The sequence below is a fragment of the Ferrovibrio sp. genome, assembly GCF_965278975.1.
GTDB lineage: Bacteria > Pseudomonadota > Alphaproteobacteria > Ferrovibrionales > Ferrovibrionaceae > Ferrovibrio.
Genome location: NZ_OZ257126.1, coordinates 1,200,008 through 1,222,275, shown reverse-complemented (window position 1 = coordinate 1,222,275; position 22,268 = coordinate 1,200,008). Strand labels below are relative to the sequence as shown.

Here is a 22,268-nt window from a genome sequence, read left to right as displayed (position 1 = left end):
GCTACTGTGTCGGCGGTCACGCGGCAGGATCACGGGTTTGGCGCCGGAGCCTTGCTCAGGCACCGCGCCACCGGCATAGTTCGCAGCAACGCCAAGGAGATGCAATGACGACGATTTCGCCCCAAGCTGCCATGATCTACGCCATGGTGATTGCCGCCGTGGCCGATGGCCGGATCAAGGATTCGGAGCTGGAATCGATTTCCTTCGCCGTGCGCAGCCTGCCGGTATTCCGGGGCTACAGCCTGGATGCCATGCGCGTGGCCACCGGCGATTGCGTTGCGCTGCTCGATGACGAGGACGGCATTGCTGCCGCCCTTGGCCTGGTGAAAGAGGCAATACCGGCGGATCTCGTCGAAACCGCCTATGCGCTGGCCTGCGATATCGTGGCGGTGGATGGCAATGCCGAACAGTCGGAACTGCGCTGGCTGGAAATGCTGCGCCATGAACTCGGCGTCGAACGTCTCCATGCCGCCGCCATCGAGCGCGGCGCCCGCGCCCGCTATCGCGGCTAGGCTTTCCAGGCCCCAGCCTCCGCTGCCGCCGTGCCGAAGGCGGTAAAGTCGCGCGGCGGCCGGCCGAGCGCGCGCTGCACGCCATCGGCTAGGTTCTCGTTGCGGCCATCCAGCACTGTGGTGAACAGGTAGCGCACCAGCGCCGCGTAGTCGGCGGGAATACCCTGCGCGGCCATCGCCTGAAAATACTCCTCCATCGGTACCTTGATATAGGCGATATCGCGCTGGAGCATTGTGCCGATTGCGGCGACGGCCCCGGGGAAGCTCAGCAGCGCCGGGCCGGTGAGTTCATAGAGCTGGCTGGCATGGCGCGCTGGATCGAGCAGCGCGGCGACCGCCACCTCGGCGATATCTTCGGCATCGATGAAGGGTTCGCGCACGCCATCCAGCGGCAGCGGCACGGCGCCCTGGCGGATCGCATCGCGCAGGAATTCCTCGCTGAAATTCTGCATGAACCAGCTGGCGCGCAGGATGGTCCAGGCCGGACCGGCGCGCTGCACCAGCTGTTCGCAGGCTTCCGCTTCCGGCTCACCCCGGCCCGAGAGCAGCACCAGATGCTGCAATCCCGCCAGCGCCGCCTGACGGGCGAAGTCGGCCATGGTGTCGATGGCGCCCGGCGCGGCGAGGTCCGGGGCAAAGGCGATATAGGCGGCGCGGGCACCATGCAGCATGGCGGGCCAGGTTTCCGGCTGCTGCCAGTCGAAAGCCGGGCGGCGGGCTTCGCGGATGGCTATGCCCTGCTGGCGCAGGCGGGCGGCGACGCGCCGGCCGGTCTTGCCGCTGGCGCCGAGGATCAGGATGGGGGCGGTATCGGTATTGGGCGGGGTCATGGCAGTCTCCGATGCTTAACGTGAGAAGGGTGGGCTTAATGTGAGTAAATCTCACATTTGCAAATGTGATAAACCCTCGTATTATGGAAGGCAAGAGGAAAATGAGTATTCCTCACATTTTCTTTTGGAGTCTGTTTTGAGCGAAAGCCGCCGCCTGCCGACTCAGCGCCGCAGCCGCGAGCGCGTCGAGCGCCTGCTAGGCGTGAGCCGCGATCTGATCGCTGCCCAGGGCAGCGAGGCGTTGCGCATGTCCGATGTGGCGCAGCAGGCCGGAGTCTCGATCGGCTCGCTCTACCAGTATTTCCCCGACAAGGCGGCGGTGATCCGTGCCCTGGCGGAACGCTATAACGAGGAAGGCCGTGCCTGTGTCGGCGGCGAACTGGGCGCGGTGACGGCGGCGGCCGAACTGGGGCCGGCACTGCTGCGCATCATCGATGCCTATTACGCCATGTTCCTGGCCGAGCCGGCGATGCGCGATATCTGGTCCGGTACCCAGGCCGACAAGGCGTTGCAGGATATGGACCTGGAAGATGGCCGATGGCATGCCGCCTGCCTCGCCAACACCCTGCGCCGCCTGGTGCCGGCTATCCCAGGCGATATTGAGACGCGCGCTTTTCTGCTGATGTATCTGTTGTGCAGCTCGGTGCGCCTGGCGGTGGCGATGCCGCGTGCAGAAGGCGATGCGCTGATTGCCGCCTTCAAGCCTTTGCTGCTGCGCGAAGTGGCGGCGTTACTCGATTAACGCGGCATGATCAGCCGCAGGGGCTCTGCCCCCACGGTGATGCTTGCCGGCAGATGCCCGGCGATATCGCCATCGGCCTGCACCGGATCGCCGGCAATGCCGGTGATCTTCACCGATTTGCCACGCAGCAGGGTGATTTCCGGCAATCTGGGCAGGAAGCCGAGCGTCATCGCCACGGACGCGCGCAGCACGCCGATCTTGCCCGGCATTCGCAGCAGGCAGATCTGGAAATCCGGCGCATCCAGCCGGGCATCGGGACAGCAGATGAATCGGCCAGCATAGAAATGCCCCTTGGCGATGATCGCCGAGCAGGCCTCGAAATTCTGGCCGTCGATGTCCAGCCGGTATTGCCGCCCCGGCCAGCGCACAAGTTGGCGCATCGACTCGATCACATAAGCGCCCTTGCCCAGCGCGCGTTTCAGCTTCGGCGGCAGGTCGGCTACCACATGGGCGTCGAAGCCGACACCGGCCATGATGGTGAACAGGCGAATCATGCCACCGCTTTCAACGAAGCCGGGATAGATCGCCCGGTCGGGCCCGTGCAGCACCGCCTCCATCACCGCCTCAGGCTTGAGCGGCAGGCCGATCTCGGCGGCCAGCACATTGGCGGTGCCCAAGGGAAAGATGCCGAGCGGCGCCGCGCCGGCTTTCGGCAACCCGTTGGCCACCTCGGCGATGGTGCCGTCGCCGCCAGCGGCCACCACGGCATCATAGCGCTCGGCCAGGGCGTCATTGGCAAAGGCTTCGGCATCGCCGCGCCGGGTGGTGGGGCGGTATTCCACCGCGCAGCCGGCTTCTTCCAGCAGATCGAGATAGGCTTCCAGCCGGGCCCGTTTGCGCCGGCCGGCGGTGGGATTGTAGATGATTAGCAGCCGGCGGCGGTAGGCGGGCAGGTCCATCCGGCCCGATTAGCAGATTCGGCCCATGGGTGGCAGAGATAGTTTAATGACAAGAATCAATTAGGAACATCGGCACTGCCCGGACCGCCCGCGCCAAAGCCGGAATCCGGGGTTGACAGAGGGGTTTCGGCGGCTATAGTGCGCCACCTCGGAATTCCGGTGGCGCCGCATCTGCGGAGCGCCGCCATTTTACATGGATTGGGCCTATGTTCGCAGTGATCAAGACCGGCGGTAAGCAGTACAAGGTGGCGGCGGGCGACGTGCTCGAAGTCGAGCTGGTCGCCGGTGAAGCCGGTGCCACCATCGAGTTCGACAAGGTGCTGGCCGTTGGCGGCGATGCCGGCGTGAAGCTGGGCAAGCCGTTCCTGGCTGGCGCCAAGGTCACTGCCGAGGTCATCGGCCGCACCCGTGGCGAAAAGCTGATCATCTTCAAGAAGCGCCGCCGGCAGAATTCCCGCCGCAAGAACGGCCACCGCCAGGATTACCTGTCGGTCAAGATCACCAACATCGCGGCGTAAGCCGCCAACACTTCGGCGCAAGCCGACACGTCAGGATTTAGGAGAAGACTATGGCCCACAAAAAAGCTGGCGGTTCCTCCCGCAACGGTCGCGACTCCCAGAGCAAGCGCCTCGGCGTCAAGAAGTTCGGCGGCGAAGTCGTTCTGGCCGGCAACATCATCATCCGCCAGCGTGGCACCAAGGTGCACCCGGGCAAGAATGTCGGCCTCGGCAAGGACCACACTCTGTTCGCCCTGTCCGATGGCCAGGTCAAGTTCCACGACGGCAAGAAGGGCCGCGACTATGTGTCGGTGCTGCCCCAGGGCGTTCCGGCGGAGGCGTAACTCATACGCGCCTTCCCAAGGTTGAGACGAATTTGAGGGGAATGGCGCAGGCCATTCCCCTTTTTCGTTTCCGATGAGTCAAAACCATGAAGTTCCTTGATCAAGCCAAAGTCTATGTCGAGAGCGGCCAGGGTGGTCCCGGCGCCGTCAGCTTCCGGCGTGAGAAATTCATCGAGTATGGCGGCCCCGATGGCGGCAATGGCGGCCGGGGCGGCGATGTCTGGGTGGAATGTGTCGATGGCCTCAACACCCTGATCGACTACCGCTACCAGCAGCATTTCCGCGCCCAGCGCGGCGGCCATGGCATGGGCCGCAGCCGCACCGGCGCCGATAGTCCGCCGGTGGTGCTGAAAGTGCCGAAGGGCACCGAGATTCTCGACGAGGATGGCGAGACGCTGATTGCCGACCTGACCGAGATCGGCCAGCGCGTGCTGCTCTGCAAGGGCGGCGATGGCGGCCATGGCAACGAGCATTTCAAGAGTGCCACCAACCGCGCGCCGCGCCGCGGCGATCCGGGCTGGCCGAATGAAAGCAAGTGGATCTGGCTGCGCCTCAAGCTGATCGCCGATGCCGGCCTGGTCGGCCTGCCCAATGCCGGCAAGTCGACATTCCTGAGCCGCGTCAGCCGCGCCAAGCCCAAGATCGCCGATTATCCCTTCACCACCTTGAAGCCGCAGCTTGGCGTGGTGCGGTTCAAGGATCATGAATTCGTGCTCGCCGATCTGCCCGGCCTGATCGAAGGCGCCTCCGAAGGTGCTGGCCTCGGCACGCGCTTCCTCGGCCATGTCGAACGCTGCGCCGTGATCCTGCATCTGCTGGATGGCACCGAGCCGGAGCCGGTGAAGCATTGGCGCATGATCCGCAAGGAACTGGCCGCCTATGGCGCCGGCCTTGAGGACAAGCCGGAAATCATCGGCCTGAACAAGGCCGATGCGATCCCGCCCGATGAACTGAAGGCCAAGGTGCAGAAGCTGAAGCGCGCCGCCAAGCGGCCGGTCTTCGTGCTGTCGGGCGTTTCTGGCGATGGCATCGACGCGGTGGTGCAGGCGCTTTACGAGCAGGTGGCGATGACCCGCGCCGAGGAAAAAGCGGCCGCCGGGCTATGAGCGAGCATCTGAAAAAATCCCGCCGCGTTGTCGTCAAGGTCGGCTCCAGCCTGCTGGTCGATGGCGAGAAGGGCACCTTGCGCGGCCAGTGGCTGCAGGCTCTGGTGGCCGATATCGCCGCCTTGCGTGAACAGGGCAAGGAAGTGCTGGTGGTGTCATCCGGCGCCATCGCTCTGGGCCGCCGCGTGCTGGGGCTGGAGCCGCGCGCGCTGCGGCTGGAGGAAAGCCAGGCGGCGGCCGCTGCCGGCCAGATCCGGCTTTCCGCTGCCTGGGCCGAGGCTTTGGCCAAGCATGAACTGAAAACCGCGCAGATCCTGCTGACGCTGGGCGATACGGAATCGCGCCGGCATTACCTCAATGCGCGCGAGACCGCCAATACGCTGCTCGGCCTCGGCGTGGTGCCGGTGGTGAACGAGAACGATACCGTCGCCACCGCTGAAATCCGCTTCGGCGACAATGACCGGCTGGCCGCCCGCGTGGCGCAGATGATCTCGGCCGACAGCCTGATCCTGCTCTCCGATATCGATGGCCTCTATACCGCCGATCCCGGCATCGACCCGGAAGCCAAATTCCTGGGCGAAGTGAAAGCCGTCACGCCGGAGATCGAGGCGATGGCCGGCGTGTCGCGCTCGGGCCTCGGCCGGGGTGGCATGATCACCAAGATCATGGCGGCGAAGATCGCCGTGGGGGCGGGCTGCGCCATGGTGATCGCCAATGGCAAGAAGCTGCATCCGATCCAGCAGATTCTCGATGGCGGCCGTTGCACCTGGTTCCGTGCGTCGGGTTCGCCGGCCACGGCGCGCAAGCAGTGGATCGCCGGCCATCTCAATGCCCAGGGCATGCTCACCATCGATGCCGGTGCCGCCCAGGCGCTGAAGCGCGGCCGCTCGCTACTGCCCGCCGGCATCACCGCCGTGCATGGCCGCTTCCAGCGCGGCGATGCCGTGCAGGTGCTGGATGCGGAAGGCAATCTGATCGCGCAGGGGCTTTCAGCCTATGCCGATGAGGATGCACGCCGCATCATGGGCCATAAATCCAATGAAATCGCTGCCCTTCTCGGCTACGCTGGGCGCGACGAGATGATCCATCGCGATGATCTGGTCCTGCGCTAGGGACCGCGCTAGATAGGCTCTACCATGAACGCGCTGATCCAGACCGATGCCACCGAACTGATGAACGAACTCGGCCGCGCCGCGCGCGCCGCCGCGCAGCAGCTCAGCATCGCCTCGCCGGAGCAGAAGAACCGCGCCCTGCTGGCGGCGGCGAAGGCGATCCGTGCCAATGCGCCGGCGATCCTGGCGGCCAATGCCGAGGATATGGTGGCGGCTAAAGCCAAGGGCTTGAGCGGCGCGCTGCTTGATCGCCTGGAACTGAACGCCTCGCGTATCGAAAGCATTGCCGTCGGGCTTGAGGATATCGCAGCCCTGCCCGATCCGGTCGGTGCCGTCACCGCCGAATGGACGCGGCCCAATGGCCTGCGCTTCCAGCGCGTGCGCACGCCGCTCGGCAGCATCGGCGTGATCTACGAAAGCCGCCCCAATGTCACCGCCGATGCCGGCGGGCTGTGCCTCAAGGCCGGCAATGCCTGCATCCTGCGCGGCGGTTCGGAAAGTTTCAATTCCAGCCGCGCCATCCATGCCGCGCTAGTGGCGGGCCTGCGAGAGGCTGGCTTGCCGGCAGCGGCGATCCAATTGGTGCCGACCACGGATCGCGCCCTCGTCGGCGCCATGCTGGCGGCATCGCAATGGCTGGATGTGATCGTGCCGCGCGGCGGCAAAAGCCTAGTGGCGCGGGTGCAGGCGGAAAGCCGTGTGCCGGTCTTTGCCCATCTCGAAGGCAATTGCCATGTCTATGTCGAGGCTTCTGCTGACCTCGCCATGGCCAAGAGCATTGTGCTCAATGCCAAGCTGCGCCGCACCGGCGTTTGCGGTTCGGCGGAAACCCTGCTCATCGAACGCAAAGCCGTGGTGACGCATCTGAAGCCTCTGGTGCAGATGCTGCTCGATGCCGGCTGCGAAGTGCGCGGCGATGCCGAGACGCAGGCTGTGGATGCCCGCGTAAAGCCGGCGACCGAGGAAGATTGGGCAACCGAATATCTCGATGCCATCATCGCCGTGCGCGTGGTCGATGGCCTGGATGCGGCGGTGGATCACATCGAACGCTACGGTTCGCACCATACCGAAAGCATCCTGACGGCGGACGATATGCATGCGGCGGAATTCATGCGCCGCATCGACAGCGCCATCCTGCTGCATAATGCCTCGACGCAATTCGCCGATGGCGGCGAATTCGGCTTCGGCGCCGAGATCGGCATCGCCACCGGCAAGATGCATGCGCGTGGCCCAGTGGGCGTGGAACAGCTCACCACCTTTAAGTATCTCGTGCACGGCAACGGCCAGGTGCGCCCCTGATCAAGCTGCCGCCGCCTTTCGGATCGCATCAGCGCCTGCGCGTCGGACTGCTGGGTGGTTCGTTCAATCCGGCCCATGCGGCGCATCGCGAAATCAGCCTGGCGGCCTTGCATCGCTTGAGGCTCGATCAGGTCTGGTGGCTGGTCAGTCCGCAGAATCCGTTGAAAAGCGCCAGGGGCATGGCGCCGCTGGCGCAGCGGCTTGAAGGCGCGCGCCGTGTTTCGTCGCATCCGCGCATCATCGTCACCGCTTTGGAAGATCGCCTGAGCACCCGCTACACGGCGGATACGCTTAACGCGTTGCGCCGGCATTATCCCGTCATGCGCTTCGTCTGGCTGATGGGGGCCGATAATCTGAGCCAGATGCGCCATTGGCAGGATTGGCGCCATATCGCCGCTCTGATGCCGATAGCGGTGCTGGATCGCCCGGGCTACAGCCTGAAGGCTTCCAGCAGTCTGGTGGCTCAAGCATTGCGGCCCTATCGCGTGGCGCAGAGCCAGGCCGCCGCACTGGCTGCACGCCAAGCCCCTGCCTTCGTGTTTCTCAAGACCAAGCTCAATCCGCTGAGCGCGACGGCGATACGGGCGAAGCGTAAGGCCTAAACCGGCGCCGGAGCGCCGCGCAGCAAGCCATCGGTGCTGAGGTCCTCATCGACATCCGGCCAATGGATGCCGTAGCCACCGCCGGCAATCTGCCAGTTGAGACGCTGTTGCGGCGTGGCTTCAAACAGGCGCGGATACCAGGCCAGCGGCACGGCAATGGCGCGGCCATCCATCAGGTCGACCACCAGTTTGTCACCATCAATCGCGACATGGCGCACCCGGGTATCAGCTGCGGTTTTTGCCAAAGAAGCCATTCCAAGCCTCCACAAACAACGGCTTATGTTGCCGCACAAGCCGGCTTAACACGCCAAGCTCACTGGCACTAAAGCCCATATTGCGCGCTGGCGCCACGGCGATCCGCAGTGGGAAACAACGATAAACGTCATGCTCCGCGGAGGCGGGGCATCCACGAGTTCTTTTTATTTCGGTCAAATAAGTAAAAACTCGTGGATGGTCGGCCTGCGCCGACCATGACGATCTTTGTTGTGGGGTAAGGTCGGGAGATATCCCCGAAAAGCTCAACCGGACAACCGTGCATCAAGTGCGGGCAAGACGACGCGGATTTTAAACCCGCAGATACAGCCGGTTTACGCCAGTAAGCAGGGCATGCAGCGGGGCATAGGCGTTCTGGAATTCCATCCAGCTCATGCCCAGGGCTGCGGCGATCTCGCCGAGATTCCGCCGTCCGTCGATCAATGCCGCGATTTTGCCCGCGCCTTCCGGCGCCAGCAGTTCCAGGCGGTCGCGCTCGAAGGTGACCACCAGCTTGCCGGTCTTTTCCAGGCTGGCGGCGAGAGCTGCTGCCGGCAGGCCGCGCAGGCCGGGGATCAGGGCCGGATCGTCGGGCCAGGCGATGCAGGCCGCCGCACGATGGCGTGGTGCGGCATAGAGCACATGGGTCTTGAGGCTGCCGCAGAGCCGTTCGGCCAAGGCTGCCTGTTCAAGCTGCGGCAAAGCGGCGGCGGCTTCGCGCAAGCCTGAGTCTTTCAGATAGCTTAACGGGTCGTAGCGGCAGGGCTCGATGAAGGCCACCGGCTCCAGGTCGCTGCTATCGAGCAGTTCGATGATCTCCGGCACCGTGTAGGCGCGGTCCTGGGTATGCAGCAGCAGGTCGTAGAGCCCGGCATCGCCCGTGTTGTGATCGTTCAGGAACGGATTGCGGCGGAAGGCATTGCCTTCCGGCAGGTCACTGAGCAGCCGCCGTGCCAGCGCCACTTTCTCTTCCGGCGTCGCCTCGTCAGGCATCAGTTGCCGCAAGGCCGTCTGCAATGGATAGACGCCATCGCGGCCATAGCTGCCATAGAGCATCAGGCCAAGGCCGCCCTTCGGCCCAAGCTGGGTCGCCAGGCAGGCCAGGCCGATGGCCGGCACGGCCAGATGATGCAGCACGCCGCAGCTTTCGATGTAGTCGTAAGGGCCGGGCGCCAGCTTCGCCACATCGAGCAGCGAGCCGGTGATGAAGCGGATATTGGTCAGGCCGCGTGCCTCGGCGCGCGCCTCGGCGATGCGGCGCGAGGCCGCCGAGAGATCGAGATAGACCACTTCATGCTGTGGCCCGCCAAGCTGCTGGCTGGTGAGCTGGAGGAATTGCGCCAGCTGGATCAGGCCGTCGCCGGTGCCGCCGCCGGCAATCAGCGCGCGGAACGGCTGGCGGAAATCGCGCCGCCCGGCAAAGAGATAATGGTTCACTTCCGGCAGGAAGCTCGGGCTGCCACTGATCAGCCGCTGCGCTTCCTCGGCCGGATCGCGCGCCGGGTAGGGATAGGCTTCGTATTGCTGCTGAACAGCGTCAGTCACAGCCCGTCACGGCACGGTGATGACCACCTTGCCGGTGGTCTTGCGGCTGAGCAGAGCCTGCATCGCCTGCGGTACTTGCTGCAGCGGGAAGCTCGCCGAGACATGCGGCTTCAGCTTGCCATGCTGGAACAGGCTGAACAGGGCGGCGAAATTGGCGCGGTTCTTTTCCGCCTCGCGCGCCGCGAAGGCACCCCAGAATACGCCGACGATGGAGCAGCCCTTGATCAGCGCCATGTTGGCCGGCGCTTCCGGGATGCGGCCCGAGGCGAAGCCGATCACCAGCAGGCGGCCATCCCAGTTGATGCAGCGCAAAGACTGGTCGAAGGCATCGCCGCCGACCGCGTCATAGATCACATCGGCGCCGTTGCCGCCGGTGAGTTCCTTCACGCGGTCCTTGATGCTTTCCGTGGAGTAGTTGATGACATGCGCCGCGCCATATTGCTTGACGATGGCGGCCTTCTCATCGGAGCCCACGGTGCCGATCACGGTGGCGCCGAGTTCGCGGCCCAGTTCCACGGCATTGAGGCCGACGCCGCCGGCCGCGCCATGCACCAGCAGCACTTCACCTTTTTTCAGCCGGCCACGGTCGACCAGGGCGTGATAGGTGGTGCCGTAGGTAATCGGAAAGCCAGCCGCGATTTCGTAGCTCATGCTGTCCGGAATCTTGAACACGTTGCGGTCTTCGGTCACCACCGCTTCGGCGAACGAGCCATGGCCAGTGGTGGCGAGCACGCGGTCGCCGGGCTTGAGGTCGCGCACCTTCTCGCCCACGGCATCGATGACGCCGGCGCATTCCATGCCGGGTGCGAAGGGGAAGCTCGGCTTGAACTGATACTTGCCGGCGATCATCAGCGTGTCGGGGAAATTCAGGCCGGCGGCGTGTACGCGGATGCGGACATGGCGCGGGCCGAGTTCCGGCAGGGCGAGGTCTTCATAGACCAGGGTCTCCGGGCCACCCCAGGCCTTGGCGATCATCGCTTTCACGCTGCTGCTCATGCGGTGCTTCCTCGCTTCGCCGTCATGCCCCGGCTTGGCCGGGGCATCCACGCGTTATTTTTATAATCTTGAAAAGGGTGCTCGTGGATACCCCGCCTGAAGCGGGGGATGACGCCCCTTGCGGGGCGCCGTGTCGCCTTATTTCGGCGACATCACCATGGTCATCTGGCGGCCTTCCATCTTCGGTGACTGTTCCACCTTGGCCTTGTCCACCAGATCTTCGCGCACGCGGTCCAGCACCTTCATGCCCAGTTCCTGGTGCGCCATTTCGCGGCCACGGAAGCGCAGGGTGACCTTCACCTTGTCGCCTTCTTCGAGGAAGCGGTGCATCGCCTTCATCTTCACCCCGTAATCATGGATGTCGATGCCGGGGCGCAGCTTGATTTCCTTGATCTCGATGACCTTCTGCTTCTTGCGGGCCTCGGCGGCCTTCTTCTGCGCCTCGTATTTGTACTTGCCAAAATCCAGGATCTTGGCCACCGGCGGCGCGGCGTTGGGCGAGATTTCGCAGAGGTCCAATCCGGCTTCTTCGGCCAGACGCAGCGCATCGCGGATGGAAACAACGCCACGGTTTTCACCGGCGGCGTCGATCAGGCGGACCTGGGGTACGTCGATCTCGAAATTAACCCGCGGGCCATCGGTCTTGGGCGGCGGTGCGGGCTGGAAGGGTGGGCGGGCTATGGTGAACTCCTGTCGATGTTGACGATGTAGGGGTATTGAACCGGGCCGGTTGGTTTAACGGGCAGCCGGCAGGCGTGCTTCGGCGGCCAATTTAGCAACCGCGTCGGCCAGCGCAACGGTTACCTGGGCCTCCTCGCCCAGGCGGCGCAATGTGACCGTTCCTTGCTCAGCCTCTTTTTTGCCCACGATGGCCAGCACCGGCACCTTGACCAGGCTATGCTCGCGGATCTTGTAGTTGATCTTTTCATTGCGCAGATCGGTATCCACGCGCAGGCCGGCGGCGGCCATCTCGTCGGCCACCTTCTGGGCATAGGGGTCGGCATCGGAGACGATTGGCGCCACCACCACCTGCAGCGGCGACAGCCAGAGCGGCAGTTTGCCGGCATATTGTTCCAGCAGGATGCCGATAAAGCGCTCGAAACTGCCCAGAATCGCCCGGTGCAGCATCACCGGCTGGTGGCGGGCGCCATCGGCGCCGACATATTCCGCGCCCAGGCGTTCCGGCAGCACGAAATCCACCTGCAAGGTGCCGCATTGCCAGTCGCGGCCAATGGTGTCGCGCAGCACGAATTCCAGCTTCGGGCCATAGAAGGCGCCTTCGCCTGGGTTCAGCGTGTAGTCCAGGCCCACGGCCTCGCAGGCGGCCTTCAGTGCGCCCTCGGCCTTGTCCCAGATCGCGTCGCTGCCGGCCCGCGTCGCCGGGCGGTCGGAGAATTTCACCCGCAATTCGGCGAAGCCGAGATCCTGGTAGATGCCCTGCAGCAGCGAGCAGAAGGCCTGGCTCTCGGAGATGATCTGGTCTTCGGTGCAGAAGATATGCGCGTCGTCCTGGGTGAAGTTGCGCACCCGCATGATGCCGTGCAGCGCACCGCCCGGCTCGAAGCGGTGGCAGGAACCGAACTCGGCCATGCGCAGCGGCAGGTCGCGATAGGATTTAAGCCCCTGATTGAAAATCTGCACATGGCAGGGGCAGTTCATCGGCTTCAGCGCGAAGATGCGTTCATTCGGATCGGCGGCGTAATCGCGGATGCCGTCCTCGTTCTCCGCGATATACATGTTCTGGCGGAACTTCTCCCAGTGGCCGGAAGCCTCCCAGAGCTTGCGGTCGACCAGCTGCGGCGTTTTCACTTCCACATACTTGGCGACTTCCAGGCGCTCGCGCATGAAGCGCTCAAGCGTGCGGTACAGCGTCCAGCCCTTGGGGTGCCAGAACACCATGCCTGCCGCTTCTTCCTGCTGATGGAACAGGCCCATCTCGCGGCCCAAACGGCGGTGGTCGCGCTTTTCGGCTTCTTCCAGGCGCTTGAGATGCGCGTCCAGTTCTTTCGGGTCGCGCCAGGCGGTGGCGTAGACGCGCTGCAACTGGCGATTCTTGGCATCGCCGCGCCAATAGGCGCCGGATACCTTCATGATCTTGAAGGCGACGGGCAGCTTGCCGGTGGAAGGCAGATGCGGGCCCATGCAGAGGTCGAGCCAAGCGTCGCCCTGGCGGTAGATCGAGATTGCCTCGCCGCGCTTGGCGATTTCCGCCACCCATTCGGCCTTGTAGGTCTCGCCGATGGACTTGAAGTAATCCACTGCCTTGTCGGCGGGCCATTCCTCGCGGTCGATCGGCAGATCGCGCTTTACGATCTCGGCCATGCGCTGTTCGATCTTGGCGAAGTCTTCCGGCGTGAACGGCTCATCGCGCACGAAGTCGTAATAGAAGCCGTCATCGGTTGCCGGGCCAAAGGTGATCTGGGTGCCGGGGAACAGTTCCTGCACCGCCTGGGCCAGCACATGGGCGCCGTCATGGCGGATCAGTTCGAGGAGTTCGGCCTCGTTCTTGTCCTTCATGGTCACGATCTCGAAACGCGCGTCGCTTTTCAGCGGCGTCTTGAGATCGCGCAAGGTGCCATCCAGGCGGATCGCCAGTGCGGCCTTGGCCAGGCCCGGACCGATGGCGGCGGCGATATCGGCGCCGGTCGCCCCGCTGGCGCAAGTTCGCACGCTGCCATCGGGCAGCGTCAGGCGAATCTCGGGCGCGGAAGCGGTGGCGGACATGCTGGAATCCTCAAGTAAAACCAAGGCGGCGCAGCCTAGAGCATGGTCTTGCCCTGTCAACCCGCCCACCAATCATAGCCGGGCATCCTGGCGGTTCACCTGCCCCGGCCAGGCCAGCAACTGCTCATCCGCCGTCACCAGGATGGCGGCCTGCGCCTGGGCGGTGGCGAGGATGAAACGGTCTGCCGGATCGGGATGCAGGTCGAGGCTGGCGGCGGCAATCGCGGTGGCGCCGTCCAGTGGTAGTTCGTCGATCCCGAGTTTCAGGGCGGTGTCGCGGAATTCGCTGGCTGTAAGATCCAACTCAATTCGGCGCTTGCGCTGCAACAGGCCGATTTCCCAATAGCTGATTGCCGATGCGACGAGGCTCTCGGCCTGGAAGCCCTGATCCAATAAAGCTTGCGTTCTGGGTCCGAAATTGCGGCTCCGATAGAGCAGCCAGATCAGTACATGGGTGTCGAGCAGGATCAATCGCGCAAAACCTCCCAGTCCTCTGGGTCGCTCGCCGGCGAGATGATATCACCGGTGATCCTGATTTTGTCCTTCAAGGCGCCATAGGCTTCGTCGAAGGTGTACTTGCGCGCCGGTGCCAGCGTAGCCACCGGCTTGCCGTTCTTGGTGATGATGATGCTTTCGCCGCTGGCCGCCACCTCGTCCATCAGGCCGAGGCATTTGGCCTTGAACTCGCTGGCCTTGATCATACGGGTCATGGGATCATCCGGGTCATGGCAGGTCTCCTGTAGATGACCATGGTCATATGACCATGGTCACGCACTATGGTCATATTAGCGCGGAAGGGCTGAATTTCAAATACTTAGTTGTCGCGTGGCGGCAAGCCGGCAATCGGCGGATCCCACTGCTTCACTCCCGGCAATGGCCGGCCCCAGATATCGCTGCGGCTTTCCGGGCGCAGGAAACGGACGGCCAGGCGCTGCGTCAGGTTCATATTGGGCAGAAGAGCGTGGAAGCCCGCCAGCTTGTTCAGTGCCTGATCGGCGATTTCCCAGGCGCCGAAATCGTCGGGCGTTACGCAGACGACTTGGTTGGGGGCGAGGAAGCGTGGCAGCGCGCCGGCCAGCGGCACGGTGCCATCGCCTGATCGCAGGCTGTTCGGCCAGTCATTGGCCCAGTCTTCCTTCTCGTTGAAGCGGAATTCCGGCCCGGTTCTGCCCTTGCCGTCGATATTCAGCGCCACCCGGGTGTTGCTGCCGCCGCCAATGATGCAGAGCCAGTCGGTGGATTTCAGGTTGATGGCCGCGAGATCGAGGGCGGCCACCTTGTCGATGTAGCGTTTGGCTTCACTCAGGAAGCGTTGCAGCAATATTGCCGCGTCATCCGGTTTCGCGGCGGCGGGATCGACACGGTATTTGTCGATATAGGCGGCGATGGTGTCCTTGATGCTGCGTTGCCAGACGGTTTCCTTGAATAGCGAATCGCTGTTCGGCGGCAGGCCGATTCCGTCAGAAAAGCTCGGCAGCAGGTGATACAGCGCTGGCGTGATGCGGGCGGCTTCACGCTCGCGCGGTTTGGGTGGCGTGCCGCCGAGATTGTCGGTGCCCGTGGTTATTTTCACCACGGATTCGATGGAGCCCCGGAAGGGCGTGGCCAGGGTGATGACCTTGCTCACCCGGGCATCGCCCTTGCCGCCATTTGCTGGCATCCGGCTGGCGAGATAGCCGGCAATGACCAGGCCGCCCATGGAATGGCCGATCAGGCTGACGGTGCGGCGTTTGTGGTAGCCGTCGGCATGATAATGGCGCAGCAGCAGGGTGCGCTCGATCACTTCGGTGATGAACTCGCCGAGCTGCGCCTGGGTGATATCGAGTTTCTGGCGCCAGTCATAGCCGAAGGGATAGACCGGTACCGGCTCCTGTTCGCTCCGCCGCAGGTTATGGCGCAATTCGTCGATGAATTCCGCGTAGACCGCACCGGGCATGTAATCCGGGCTGACCCGTGCCGGCTCCCGCGCCTCGTATTGAGGATTGTCTGGATGCAGCGCCACGCGCTCGAAATTCTGCTCGTTGCGCCAGGGCGCGAGCATGCTGTCGGGGTAAGCCCACACCAATTCGGGCGGGATGCTGTAAAGGTCGCGCAGGTTGGTGCCAAGAATTCCTGGCAGGAAAATCACCGGATCAGGCAATGCCATGAGGTTCCCCCATCAATGGTCTGGCTGATACTGCTTTTATGGTGTTTAATTTATATCATTAAACCATAAAGTGGTATATTTGAATGTGTGGCCACGGCGGTTTTGCAGCGGTATTGAAACGCTCTAAAGCTGATTGAGCAGAGCCAGGGCGCCCAGCACTTCTTCCACCGACACATCCTCCAGTTTGGAGGAACGGATCACCCGCACCTGCTGGCCGCGCGGCGCGCAGAGCATCGGGTCGGAGGCGGCGGAAAACAGCACCAGGCAGGGGGCGCCGGCGACCGCGAACAGGTGCATCGGGCCGGTATCGTTGCCCACCGCCACCACCGCCTGGCGTGCCAGGGCGGCAAGGTCGAAAAAGCTGGTGCGGCCCAGCAGGTCGGCGGATTTCGGCGCCTCGGCCTTGATGGCGCCGATCAGCTCGGCTTCCGCCTTGGTGCCGATCAGCACCGGCTGGATGCCATCGGCGCTCAAGGCCCGGGCCAGCGTGGCATAGTGCTGCGCCGGCCAGCGTTTTTCCGGCCGGTGCGCCGAGCCGCCCGGCACCAGCAGGGCAAAGCGCGGCTCCAGCCTGTAGCGCCCGATATCGGCATCGGCCCAGCTCAGATCCGGCGGCGGCACCCGGCTGATCCCGGCCATGCGCAGCTGCTCGGCCTGGCGGTCCAGCGTGTGCATCAGGTTGCGGCGCTCATTGGCATGGGGATGCGAGCGGCCCAGCCCGATGCCGGACCATTCCGGGCGCGGGCGCGGGAACAGGTAGAAATAGCGCGTCGAGCGGCCCGAGGTCTGCAGGTCGTAGATGCGGCCGAAGCGACCGGAGATCAGCTTGGCGCGCAACGCCAGCCATTGCCCGAAATTCCAGCGCGGCCGCGGATCGATCCACACATCATCGACATAGCCGGAGCGGCGGCCAAGCTCGGCATAGGGGGCGGTGGTCAGCAGCGTGATATGCGCCTGCGGATGTGCTTCGCGGATCGCCTGCATCGGCCCCAGCGCCTGGATGAAATCACCCAGCGCGCCATGCTTGATCACCAAGAGGCGCTGCGGCTCGGCTGCCAGTGCCGGCAGCGTCATGCCGCCGCCTCGCGGCCGAACAGCAGCTCGGTATAGACCTGGATATAGCCGGCGCACATCGCATCCACGGTGAAATGCGCCGCCACATGGTCCATGGCCCGGCGGCTCATCGCCTGGCGCTGCTCCGGCGTCATGGAGATCGCTTCATTCAGCGCCGCCGCCAGTTCCGCCGGATGGTTCGGCGCCACCAGCCAGCCGGTCTCGCCCGGCAGCACGGTTTCGCGCGCGCCGCCATGGTTGGTGGCGATCACCGGGCGGCCCATCGCCTGGGCTTCCACGGCGATGCGGCCGAAGCCTTCGGGCTCGATCGAGGCTGAAACCACCACATCGGCCAGCATCAGCGCCGCCGGCATGTCGCGGGTATCGCCGGGCAGCCGCAGGCTGCCTTCCAGGCCAAGCTGGGCGGCCAGCTGGAACAATTCGTTGCGGTAGGTCTCGCGGCCCTGGTGGTCGCCCACCACCACGCCGATGAAGTCGCGCTTGCCGCCGCGCAGTTCGGCCAGCTTGGCCAGCGCCCGCAGCAGCACGGTCTGGCCCTTCCAGCGGGTCAGGCGGCCCGGCAGCAGGATCACCGGCAGGCCGTCTTCCAGGCGCCAGGCGCGCGAAAGCTGGGTGATACGCTCGGGGCTGACCCGCGTGGGGTCGAACTTGGCCAGGTCGGTGCCGCGCGGGATGGTGGTCAGCCGGGTCCAGGGTACGCCATAGCGGCTATGCGCGTGGTTGGCGACGAAATCCGAGATGGCAACCACCCGGTCGCCCTTGGCCATCGAGGAATTCCACAGCTTCTTCAGCCAGTTATCGGCCTTGTAGGCATTGTGGAAGGTGGTCACGAAAGGCAGGCCGCAGGCCCGTGCGGCGGCCCGCGCCGACCAGGCTGGCGCCCGGCTGCGGGCATGCACCAGATCGACCGGCAAGTCGCGGATCAGCGCCTCCAGGCGGCCGACATTCTTGCGCATCACCAGCGGATTCTTGCTCGCCAGCGGCAGGGTGAAATGCTGCGCCCCGGCGCGCTCCAGCTCGCGCACCATCGGGCCGCCTTCGGAGGCGACATAGGATTTCCACCCGGCCTGGGCCAGGGCGCGGGCTAGGTCCACGGTGCCGCGCTCGACCCCGCCGGTGACCAGGGCGGGAATCACTTGCAGGACAGCGGGCGGCCGGCTGGCAGCGGCGGTTGGTTGAGGATCAGACATACTTGGGGGTTGGGTTCTTGATTGCCCCCGGGTTATCGCAAAGCCCTGCCCGTGGCAAGGGACCGCCCCCGGTTGAATTGGCGCCAATACTGGCGGGAGGCCCCTGGCTTGGCTACCAATGCACTATGAATAATGCCCCCCAGATGCTTCCCCAAATTCTCAGGCGCCCCGATGGCCACCAGCTCGCCTATGCCCAGGTCCCGGGTGCCGGGCCGGGCTTGCTGTTCTGCGGCGGCTACCGCAGCGACATGACCGGCACCAAGGCCGTGGCGCTGGAAGCGGCGGCCCGGCAGCAAGGCCGCGCCGCCACGCGCTTCGATTATTTCGCCCATGGCCAGTCCAGCGGCGCCTTCAAGGATGGCAGCATCGGCCGCTGGCTGGATGATACCCTGGCCGTGCTCGATCACCTGACCACGGGGCCGCAGATCATCATCGGCTCCAGCATGGGCGGCTGGCTGGCCACGCTCGCCGCGCTCTCGCGGCCGCAACGCTGCGCCGGCCTGGTGCTGGTCGCCCCGGCGCTGGATTTCACCGAAACGCTGATGTGGGCGCAGATGACGCCGGCACAGCGCAGCACGCTGGAGCGCGAGGGCGTGCTCTACGAACCGTCGCAATATTCCGATGCGCCCTACGAGTATCATTTCAAGCTGATCCAGGAAGGCCGCAACCACCTGATCCTGGACCGGCCGATTGCGCTGGATTGCCCGGTGCGCATCCTGCAGGGCATGCAGGACCCTGACGTGCCCTGGCAGCATGCCGTGCGCAGCATCGAAGCCTTTTCCGGCGGCGATGCGCGTCTCACGCTGATCAAGGATGGCGACCACCGTCTGTCGCGGCCCGAGGATATCGCGCTGCTGCTGGATGCGGTGTGGGGCATCGCGTGAGCAGCGAAAGTCCGGCGCGGCTGCACCTGCGGCCGCCCCGGCCCGGGGATGCCGCCACGCTTGCGGCCTTGATCACGCCGCTGATAAGCAGCTTCACGGCGACCTGGCCCTATCCCTATTCTGTCGCCATGGCGGAACGGCGCATCGCGGAAGCCCTGGCGGCGCATGAGACGCGGATGGGCTGCTACCGCGTGCTGACGCTGCCGGGCGGCGATGACCGCATGATCGGCTGGCTCGCCATGGGCCTGAGCGAATCTTCATTGCCCACCGGCACGCTCAGCTACTGGCTCGGCGAAGCCTATCACCGCAAAGGCTATCTCACCGAGGCCCTGCCGGCCTTTGTTACTGAAGCGATAGCGGCTTTGGGCCTGAAGCGCATCATCGCCGGCGCGCGGCCCAATAATGCCGCTTCCATCGCCGCCCTGGTGCGGCTCGGGATGCACAAGATCGGCGAGGGGCCGCATTACGTCCCCGCCCGCCAGCGCGATGAAATCTGCGTCTTCTATGCGCGAGACATCGGGGCGCTGGATGATGCCAGCAGCGCCTTCAGGCCTTCGCGGTAGGTCGGATAGAGCAGGGTCACGCCGAGTTCGTCCTTGATGCGGCGGTTCGAGACGCGCTTGTTCTCGGCATAGAAACTGCGCGCCATCGGGGTCATCTCGGCCTGCTCGAACGGTACTTCCGGCGGGGCGGCGATGCCGAGCAGTTCGGCGCCATAGGCGATCACATCCTGCGGCGGCGCCGGTTCGTCGTCGGCGACATTATAGGACGCGCCGGGATTGGGCCGGGCGATGGAAGCCGCCAGCACCTGGGCAATATCGTCGACATGGATGCGCGAGAAATACTGCCCCGGCTTGACGATGCGGTGTGCCTTGCCGGCGCGCAGATTGTCCAGCGCGCTGCGGCCCGGGCCGTAGATGCCGGCGAGGCGGAATGTGTGCACCGGCTGGCCGTGATCGGCATGCAGCGCCAGCCAGCCGGCCTCGGCCTCGGCGCGGCGGCGGCCGCGTTCCTGGCTCGGCGCCATCGCCATGCTCTCATCCACCCAGGCGCCCTGCTTGTCGCCATAGACGCCGGTGGTGGAGAGATAACCGATCCAGTGAAGGCCGCGATGGGCGGCGATATCGGCGGCATGCTGGCGCAATACTGGATCGCCGCCCCCTTGTTCGGCTGGCGCTGAAATCAGCAGATGCGTCGCCTGCGCCAGCAGTTCCGGCTGCGGCAGCTTGGCGCTGCCATCGAAGGTTTGCGCGGCAATGCCGTGTGCCGCGAAGCCGGCGGCCTTCTCGGGAGAGCGCACCGTGCCGGAAAAGCGCCATTGCCCGGGTTCCCGCTGGCGCAGCAGTGCGATCAGGCTTTGCGCGCTGTAGCCGAGGCCGAAGCAGAAGAGATTTTTATCCATGTCCGGTTTCTTGCCTTTCCCGGTTGCGGCGGTCAATCTCCGCCCCCATGTTCCGCTGCATGATGCCTCGTTTCGCGCTCGCCTGCCTCGGCCTGGCCACGGCTTTTTTCATCCAGGTTCCCGCCCCCGCCCAGGCCCAGCGGGCAATGCAGGCGCTCGGCTACCAGGATTGCCTGGGGCTGGTGCGCAGCCGTCCGGAAGAGGCCTTTGCCGAGGCGCAGACCTGGCAGGCAACCGGCGGCGGCCTGCCTGCGGCGCATTGCGCCGCGCTGGCGCTGTTCGAGCTGAAGCATTACGGCGATGCCGCCGACCGCCTGGAGCAGTTGCTGCCCGAGGCCGAGCGTCAGGTGCCGCATCTGGTCACCGATATCGTCGATCAGGCGGCCAATGCCTGGCTGCTCGCCGGCCTGGCCGACCGCGCCCGCAAGCTGCTGGATATCGCGGTGGCGGCGCGGCCCAATGCCATCGAATTGCGGCTCGATCGTGCCCAGGCGCTGGCGGAACTCAATGAATATGCCGCCGCCGAGGCCGATCTCACGCACGCGCTGGGCCTGGAGCCGACGCGGGACGATGCCATGGCCTTGCGCGCTGCTGCCCGCCGGTTGCAGAACAATGCCGCCGGCGCGCTGGAAGATGCCGAAACCGCGCTGGCGCTGAATGCCCGCAATGTGGAAGCCTTGCTGGAGCGCGCCTATCTGCGGGTCGCTGCCGGTGACCGCCGCGCTGCCCGCGCTGATCTGGTACAGGTGCGTATGCTGGCACCCGATACCGCCGCCGCCGAGGCCGCCGCGAAGCAGATCGAGGCACTGGATTTCAACCGGTAGAGGCCGGCCTATTCGTCACCCTCGCGAAAGCGAGGGTCCCATTTCATGGCGTAAAAATGGGATCCTCTGTAAGCGCGCGAACGCCAAAGGCGTTCGTGGGCGCACAGGCCCGAAGGGCTGGCGCGAGGATGACGGCAGGGAGGGGCAGCAGGGAGAAGGATGACGCTTTTCTTGCCGCGTCTTGCCGGATGACGGCGGGCGGCGTCTACTGGCGCGCAGTATGCCAGGGAGGGAATCGCATGCGCCGCCTGCTCGCCGTTTCACTGATTGCGCTGCTGCCGCTTTCGGCCCAGGCTTTCGACCTGCAAGGCCATCGCGGCGCGCGCGGCCTGGCGCCGGAAAACACCCTGCCGGCCTTTGCCACCGCCCTGACGCTGGGCGTCACCACCCTGGAACTCGATATCAACCTGACCAGCGACAATGCCGTGCTGGTGGGGCATGACCCGGTGCTGCTGCCGACCGTGACGCGCAAGCCCGATGGCAGCTTCCTCAAGGAGCCTGGCCCGGCGATCCGCCAGACTCCGCTGGCCGAACTGCGCCGCTACGATGTCGGCCGGCTCAATCCCGATAACCGCTACAGCCAGAATTACCCGAAACAGAAGCCGGTGGATGGCACGCGCATGCCGCTGCTTGCGGATGTGTTCGCGCTGGTGGCGCGCGCCGGCAATTCCGATGTGCGCTTCAACATCGAGACCAAGGTCTCGCCGCTCAAGCCCCATGACAGCGCCACGCCGGAAGAACTGGCCACGGCCCTGGTGGCAGAAATCCGCAAGGCCGGCATGGTCAGCCGCGCCGCCATTCAGAGCTTCGACTGGCGCAGCCTGAAGCATGCGCGCCAGATCGCGCCGGAAATCCCGCTTGCCATGCTCACCATCGAAACCCCGAATTCCGACAATGTGGAGCGCGGCAAGCCCGGCGCCAGCCCGTGGCTCGGCGGCCTCGATGTGGATGATTTCGGCGGTTCGGTGCCGCGTCTGGTACAGGCGGCGGGCGGCCGTATCTGGTCGCCGTTCTGGCGCAACGTGACCAAGGAAAACGTTACCGAGGCCCATGCCCTGGGGTTGCAGGTGATCCCCTGGACAGTAAACGATCCCGCCGATATGGCGCGGCTGATCGAAACTGGTGTCGATGGCATCATTTCCGACTACCCGGACCGGCTGCGCCGGGTGATGGCGGAGAAGGGCCTGGCGCTGCCGAAACCCAGCCCGGTCGCACCGTGAGATAAAACTTCGCTAACGCTTAAGCGGCCAAAACGCCGCAGGTGCATTTTCAGGGTTTCCAAGCCGCG

The 22,268-nt window shown here is 65.0% G+C and carries 25 protein-coding genes; 12 read left to right on the top strand and 13 right to left on the bottom strand.

The features are described from left to right. Positions 1-104 precede the first annotated feature (104 nt). Complete coding sequence (locus tag ACQY7X_RS05830; protein WP_428248914.1) at positions 105-512, top strand: tellurite resistance TerB family protein; 408 nt, start codon at positions 105-107, stop codon at positions 510-512. Here the strand turns inward: ACQY7X_RS05830 and ACQY7X_RS05825 are convergent. Continuing rightward, positions 509-1,342: an NmrA family transcriptional regulator gene (locus ACQY7X_RS05825; protein ID WP_428248913.1), complete on the bottom strand. Its 834-nt coding sequence runs from the start codon at positions 1,340-1,342 to the stop codon at positions 509-511. The two genes, ACQY7X_RS05830 and ACQY7X_RS05825, sit on opposite strands and share 4 nt — an antisense overlap. Positions 1,343-1,478: 136 nt before the next feature. Here ACQY7X_RS05825 and ACQY7X_RS05820 point away from each other — a divergent pair, with 136 nt between their 5' ends. Beyond that, positions 1,479-2,084, top strand: coding sequence for a TetR family transcriptional regulator (locus ACQY7X_RS05820; RefSeq protein ID WP_428248912.1), 606 nt, complete (start codon positions 1,479-1,481; stop codon positions 2,082-2,084). On the opposite strand, the gene ACQY7X_RS05815 is transcribed toward ACQY7X_RS05820, so the two are convergent. After that, the gene (locus ACQY7X_RS05815; protein WP_428248911.1) at positions 2,081-2,983 is read right to left on the bottom strand and encodes a diacylglycerol/lipid kinase family protein; all 903 of its coding nucleotides are present in this window, start codon (positions 2,981-2,983) and stop codon (positions 2,081-2,083) included. The two genes, ACQY7X_RS05820 and ACQY7X_RS05815, sit on opposite strands and share 4 nt — an antisense overlap. 206 nt (positions 2,984-3,189) lie before the next feature. Here ACQY7X_RS05815 and rplU point away from each other — a divergent pair, with 206 nt between their 5' ends. The 6 genes from rplU to ACQY7X_RS05785 all read left to right on the top strand — a co-directional run bounded on the left by rplU (position 3,190) and on the right by ACQY7X_RS05785 (position 7,943). Beyond that, positions 3,190-3,501 carry a 50S ribosomal protein L21 gene (gene rplU, locus ACQY7X_RS05810; protein ID WP_428248910.1) on the top strand — a complete coding sequence of 104 codons (312 nt, stop codon included), beginning with the start codon at positions 3,190-3,192 and terminating at the stop codon, positions 3,499-3,501. Positions 3,502-3,551: 50 nt separating this feature from the next. Beyond that, positions 3,552-3,824: a 50S ribosomal protein L27 gene (rpmA, locus tag ACQY7X_RS05805; protein WP_428248909.1), complete on the top strand. Its 273-nt coding sequence runs from the start codon at positions 3,552-3,554 to the stop codon at positions 3,822-3,824. An 86-nt stretch (positions 3,825-3,910) separates the two neighbouring features. Then, a complete protein-coding gene (obgE, locus tag ACQY7X_RS05800) occupies positions 3,911-4,930 on the top strand; it encodes a GTPase ObgE (RefSeq protein WP_428248908.1) in 1,020 nt (339 codons plus the stop codon). Then, positions 4,927-6,042 carry a glutamate 5-kinase gene (gene proB / locus ACQY7X_RS05795; protein WP_428248907.1) on the top strand — a complete coding sequence of 372 codons (1,116 nt, stop codon included), beginning with the start codon at positions 4,927-4,929 and terminating at the stop codon, positions 6,040-6,042. The genes obgE and proB overlap by 4 nt, the downstream gene beginning before the upstream one ends. A 24-nt stretch (positions 6,043-6,066) precedes the next feature. Next, the gene (locus ACQY7X_RS05790; protein ID WP_428248906.1) at positions 6,067-7,341 is read left to right on the top strand and encodes a glutamate-5-semialdehyde dehydrogenase; all 1,275 of its coding nucleotides are present in this window, start codon (positions 6,067-6,069) and stop codon (positions 7,339-7,341) included. After that, entirely contained in the window at positions 7,338-7,943 is a 606-nt protein-coding gene (locus ACQY7X_RS05785; RefSeq protein ID WP_428250037.1) for a nicotinate-nucleotide adenylyltransferase, read from the top strand. Before ACQY7X_RS05790 ends, ACQY7X_RS05785 begins: the two co-directional genes overlap by 4 nt. On the opposite strand, the gene ACQY7X_RS05780 is transcribed toward ACQY7X_RS05785, so the two are convergent. From ACQY7X_RS05780 to ACQY7X_RS05735, 10 genes are all read right to left on the bottom strand, one after another. Then, positions 7,940-8,197 carry a DUF2442 domain-containing protein gene (locus ACQY7X_RS05780; protein ID WP_428248905.1) on the bottom strand — a complete coding sequence of 86 codons (258 nt, stop codon included), beginning with the start codon at positions 8,195-8,197 and terminating at the stop codon, positions 7,940-7,942. The two genes, ACQY7X_RS05785 and ACQY7X_RS05780, sit on opposite strands and share 4 nt — an antisense overlap. 310 nt (positions 8,198-8,507) lie before the next feature. Further along, on the bottom strand, positions 8,508-9,740 hold the full coding sequence (locus tag ACQY7X_RS05775) for a methyltransferase (protein WP_428248904.1): 1,233 nt from the start codon (positions 9,738-9,740) through the stop codon (positions 8,508-8,510). Positions 9,741-9,746: 6 nt separating this feature from the next. Next, positions 9,747-10,736, bottom strand: a complete 990-nt coding sequence (locus ACQY7X_RS05770; protein ID WP_428248903.1) for an NADPH:quinone oxidoreductase family protein — start codon at positions 10,734-10,736, stop codon at positions 9,747-9,749. A gap of 138 nt (positions 10,737-10,874) precedes the next feature. Beyond that, positions 10,875-11,417, bottom strand: coding sequence for a translation initiation factor IF-3 (gene infC / locus ACQY7X_RS05765; RefSeq protein ID WP_428250036.1), 543 nt, complete (start codon positions 11,415-11,417; stop codon positions 10,875-10,877). Between the two features lie 54 nt (positions 11,418-11,471). Further along, a complete protein-coding gene (gene thrS / locus ACQY7X_RS05760; RefSeq protein ID WP_428248902.1) occupies positions 11,472-13,460 on the bottom strand; it encodes a threonine--tRNA ligase in 1,989 nt (662 codons plus the stop codon). A gap of 72 nt (positions 13,461-13,532) precedes the next feature. Continuing rightward, the gene (locus ACQY7X_RS05755; RefSeq protein ID WP_428248901.1) at positions 13,533-13,931 is read right to left on the bottom strand and encodes a type II toxin-antitoxin system VapC family toxin; all 399 of its coding nucleotides are present in this window, start codon (positions 13,929-13,931) and stop codon (positions 13,533-13,535) included. Further along, a complete protein-coding gene (locus tag ACQY7X_RS05750; RefSeq protein WP_428248900.1) occupies positions 13,928-14,170 on the bottom strand; it encodes a type II toxin-antitoxin system Phd/YefM family antitoxin in 243 nt (80 codons plus the stop codon). The genes ACQY7X_RS05755 and ACQY7X_RS05750 overlap by 4 nt, the downstream gene beginning before the upstream one ends. A gap of 104 nt (positions 14,171-14,274) precedes the next feature. Then, a complete protein-coding gene (locus ACQY7X_RS05745; RefSeq protein WP_428248899.1) occupies positions 14,275-15,606 on the bottom strand; it encodes a lipase family alpha/beta hydrolase in 1,332 nt (443 codons plus the stop codon). Between the two features lie 123 nt (positions 15,607-15,729). Further along, on the bottom strand, positions 15,730-16,680 hold the full coding sequence (locus tag ACQY7X_RS05740) for a glycosyltransferase family 9 protein (protein WP_428248898.1): 951 nt from the start codon (positions 16,678-16,680) through the stop codon (positions 15,730-15,732). Further along, positions 16,677-17,870, bottom strand: a complete 1,194-nt coding sequence (locus ACQY7X_RS05735; RefSeq protein WP_428248897.1) for a glycosyltransferase family 4 protein — start codon at positions 17,868-17,870, stop codon at positions 16,677-16,679. The genes ACQY7X_RS05740 and ACQY7X_RS05735 overlap by 4 nt, the downstream gene beginning before the upstream one ends. A 143-nt stretch (positions 17,871-18,013) precedes the next feature. On the opposite strand from ACQY7X_RS05735, the gene ACQY7X_RS05730 reads away from it, so the two are divergent. Continuing rightward, positions 18,014-18,754 carry an alpha/beta fold hydrolase gene (locus ACQY7X_RS05730; protein WP_428248896.1) on the top strand — a complete coding sequence of 247 codons (741 nt, stop codon included), beginning with the start codon at positions 18,014-18,016 and terminating at the stop codon, positions 18,752-18,754. Further along, positions 18,751-19,317, top strand: coding sequence for a GNAT family N-acetyltransferase (locus ACQY7X_RS05725; RefSeq protein ID WP_428248895.1), 567 nt, complete (start codon positions 18,751-18,753; stop codon positions 19,315-19,317). The genes ACQY7X_RS05730 and ACQY7X_RS05725 overlap by 4 nt, the downstream gene beginning before the upstream one ends. Here the strand turns inward: ACQY7X_RS05725 and ACQY7X_RS05720 are convergent. Then, the gene (locus ACQY7X_RS05720; protein ID WP_428248894.1) at positions 19,257-20,156 is read right to left on the bottom strand and encodes an SDR family oxidoreductase; all 900 of its coding nucleotides are present in this window, start codon (positions 20,154-20,156) and stop codon (positions 19,257-19,259) included. The genes ACQY7X_RS05725 and ACQY7X_RS05720 overlap by 61 nt on opposite strands. Before the next feature lie 59 nt (positions 20,157-20,215). Here ACQY7X_RS05720 and ACQY7X_RS05715 point away from each other — a divergent pair, with 59 nt between their 5' ends. Continuing rightward, positions 20,216-20,980, top strand: coding sequence for a tetratricopeptide repeat protein (locus tag ACQY7X_RS05715; protein ID WP_428248893.1), 765 nt, complete (start codon positions 20,216-20,218; stop codon positions 20,978-20,980). Between the two features lie 239 nt (positions 20,981-21,219). Beyond that, positions 21,220-22,200 (top strand): glycerophosphodiester phosphodiesterase, encoded by a 981-nt coding sequence (locus tag ACQY7X_RS05710; RefSeq protein WP_428248892.1) that lies wholly within the window; start codon positions 21,220-21,222, stop codon positions 22,198-22,200. The last annotated feature ends 68 nt before the right edge of the window (positions 22,201-22,268 follow it).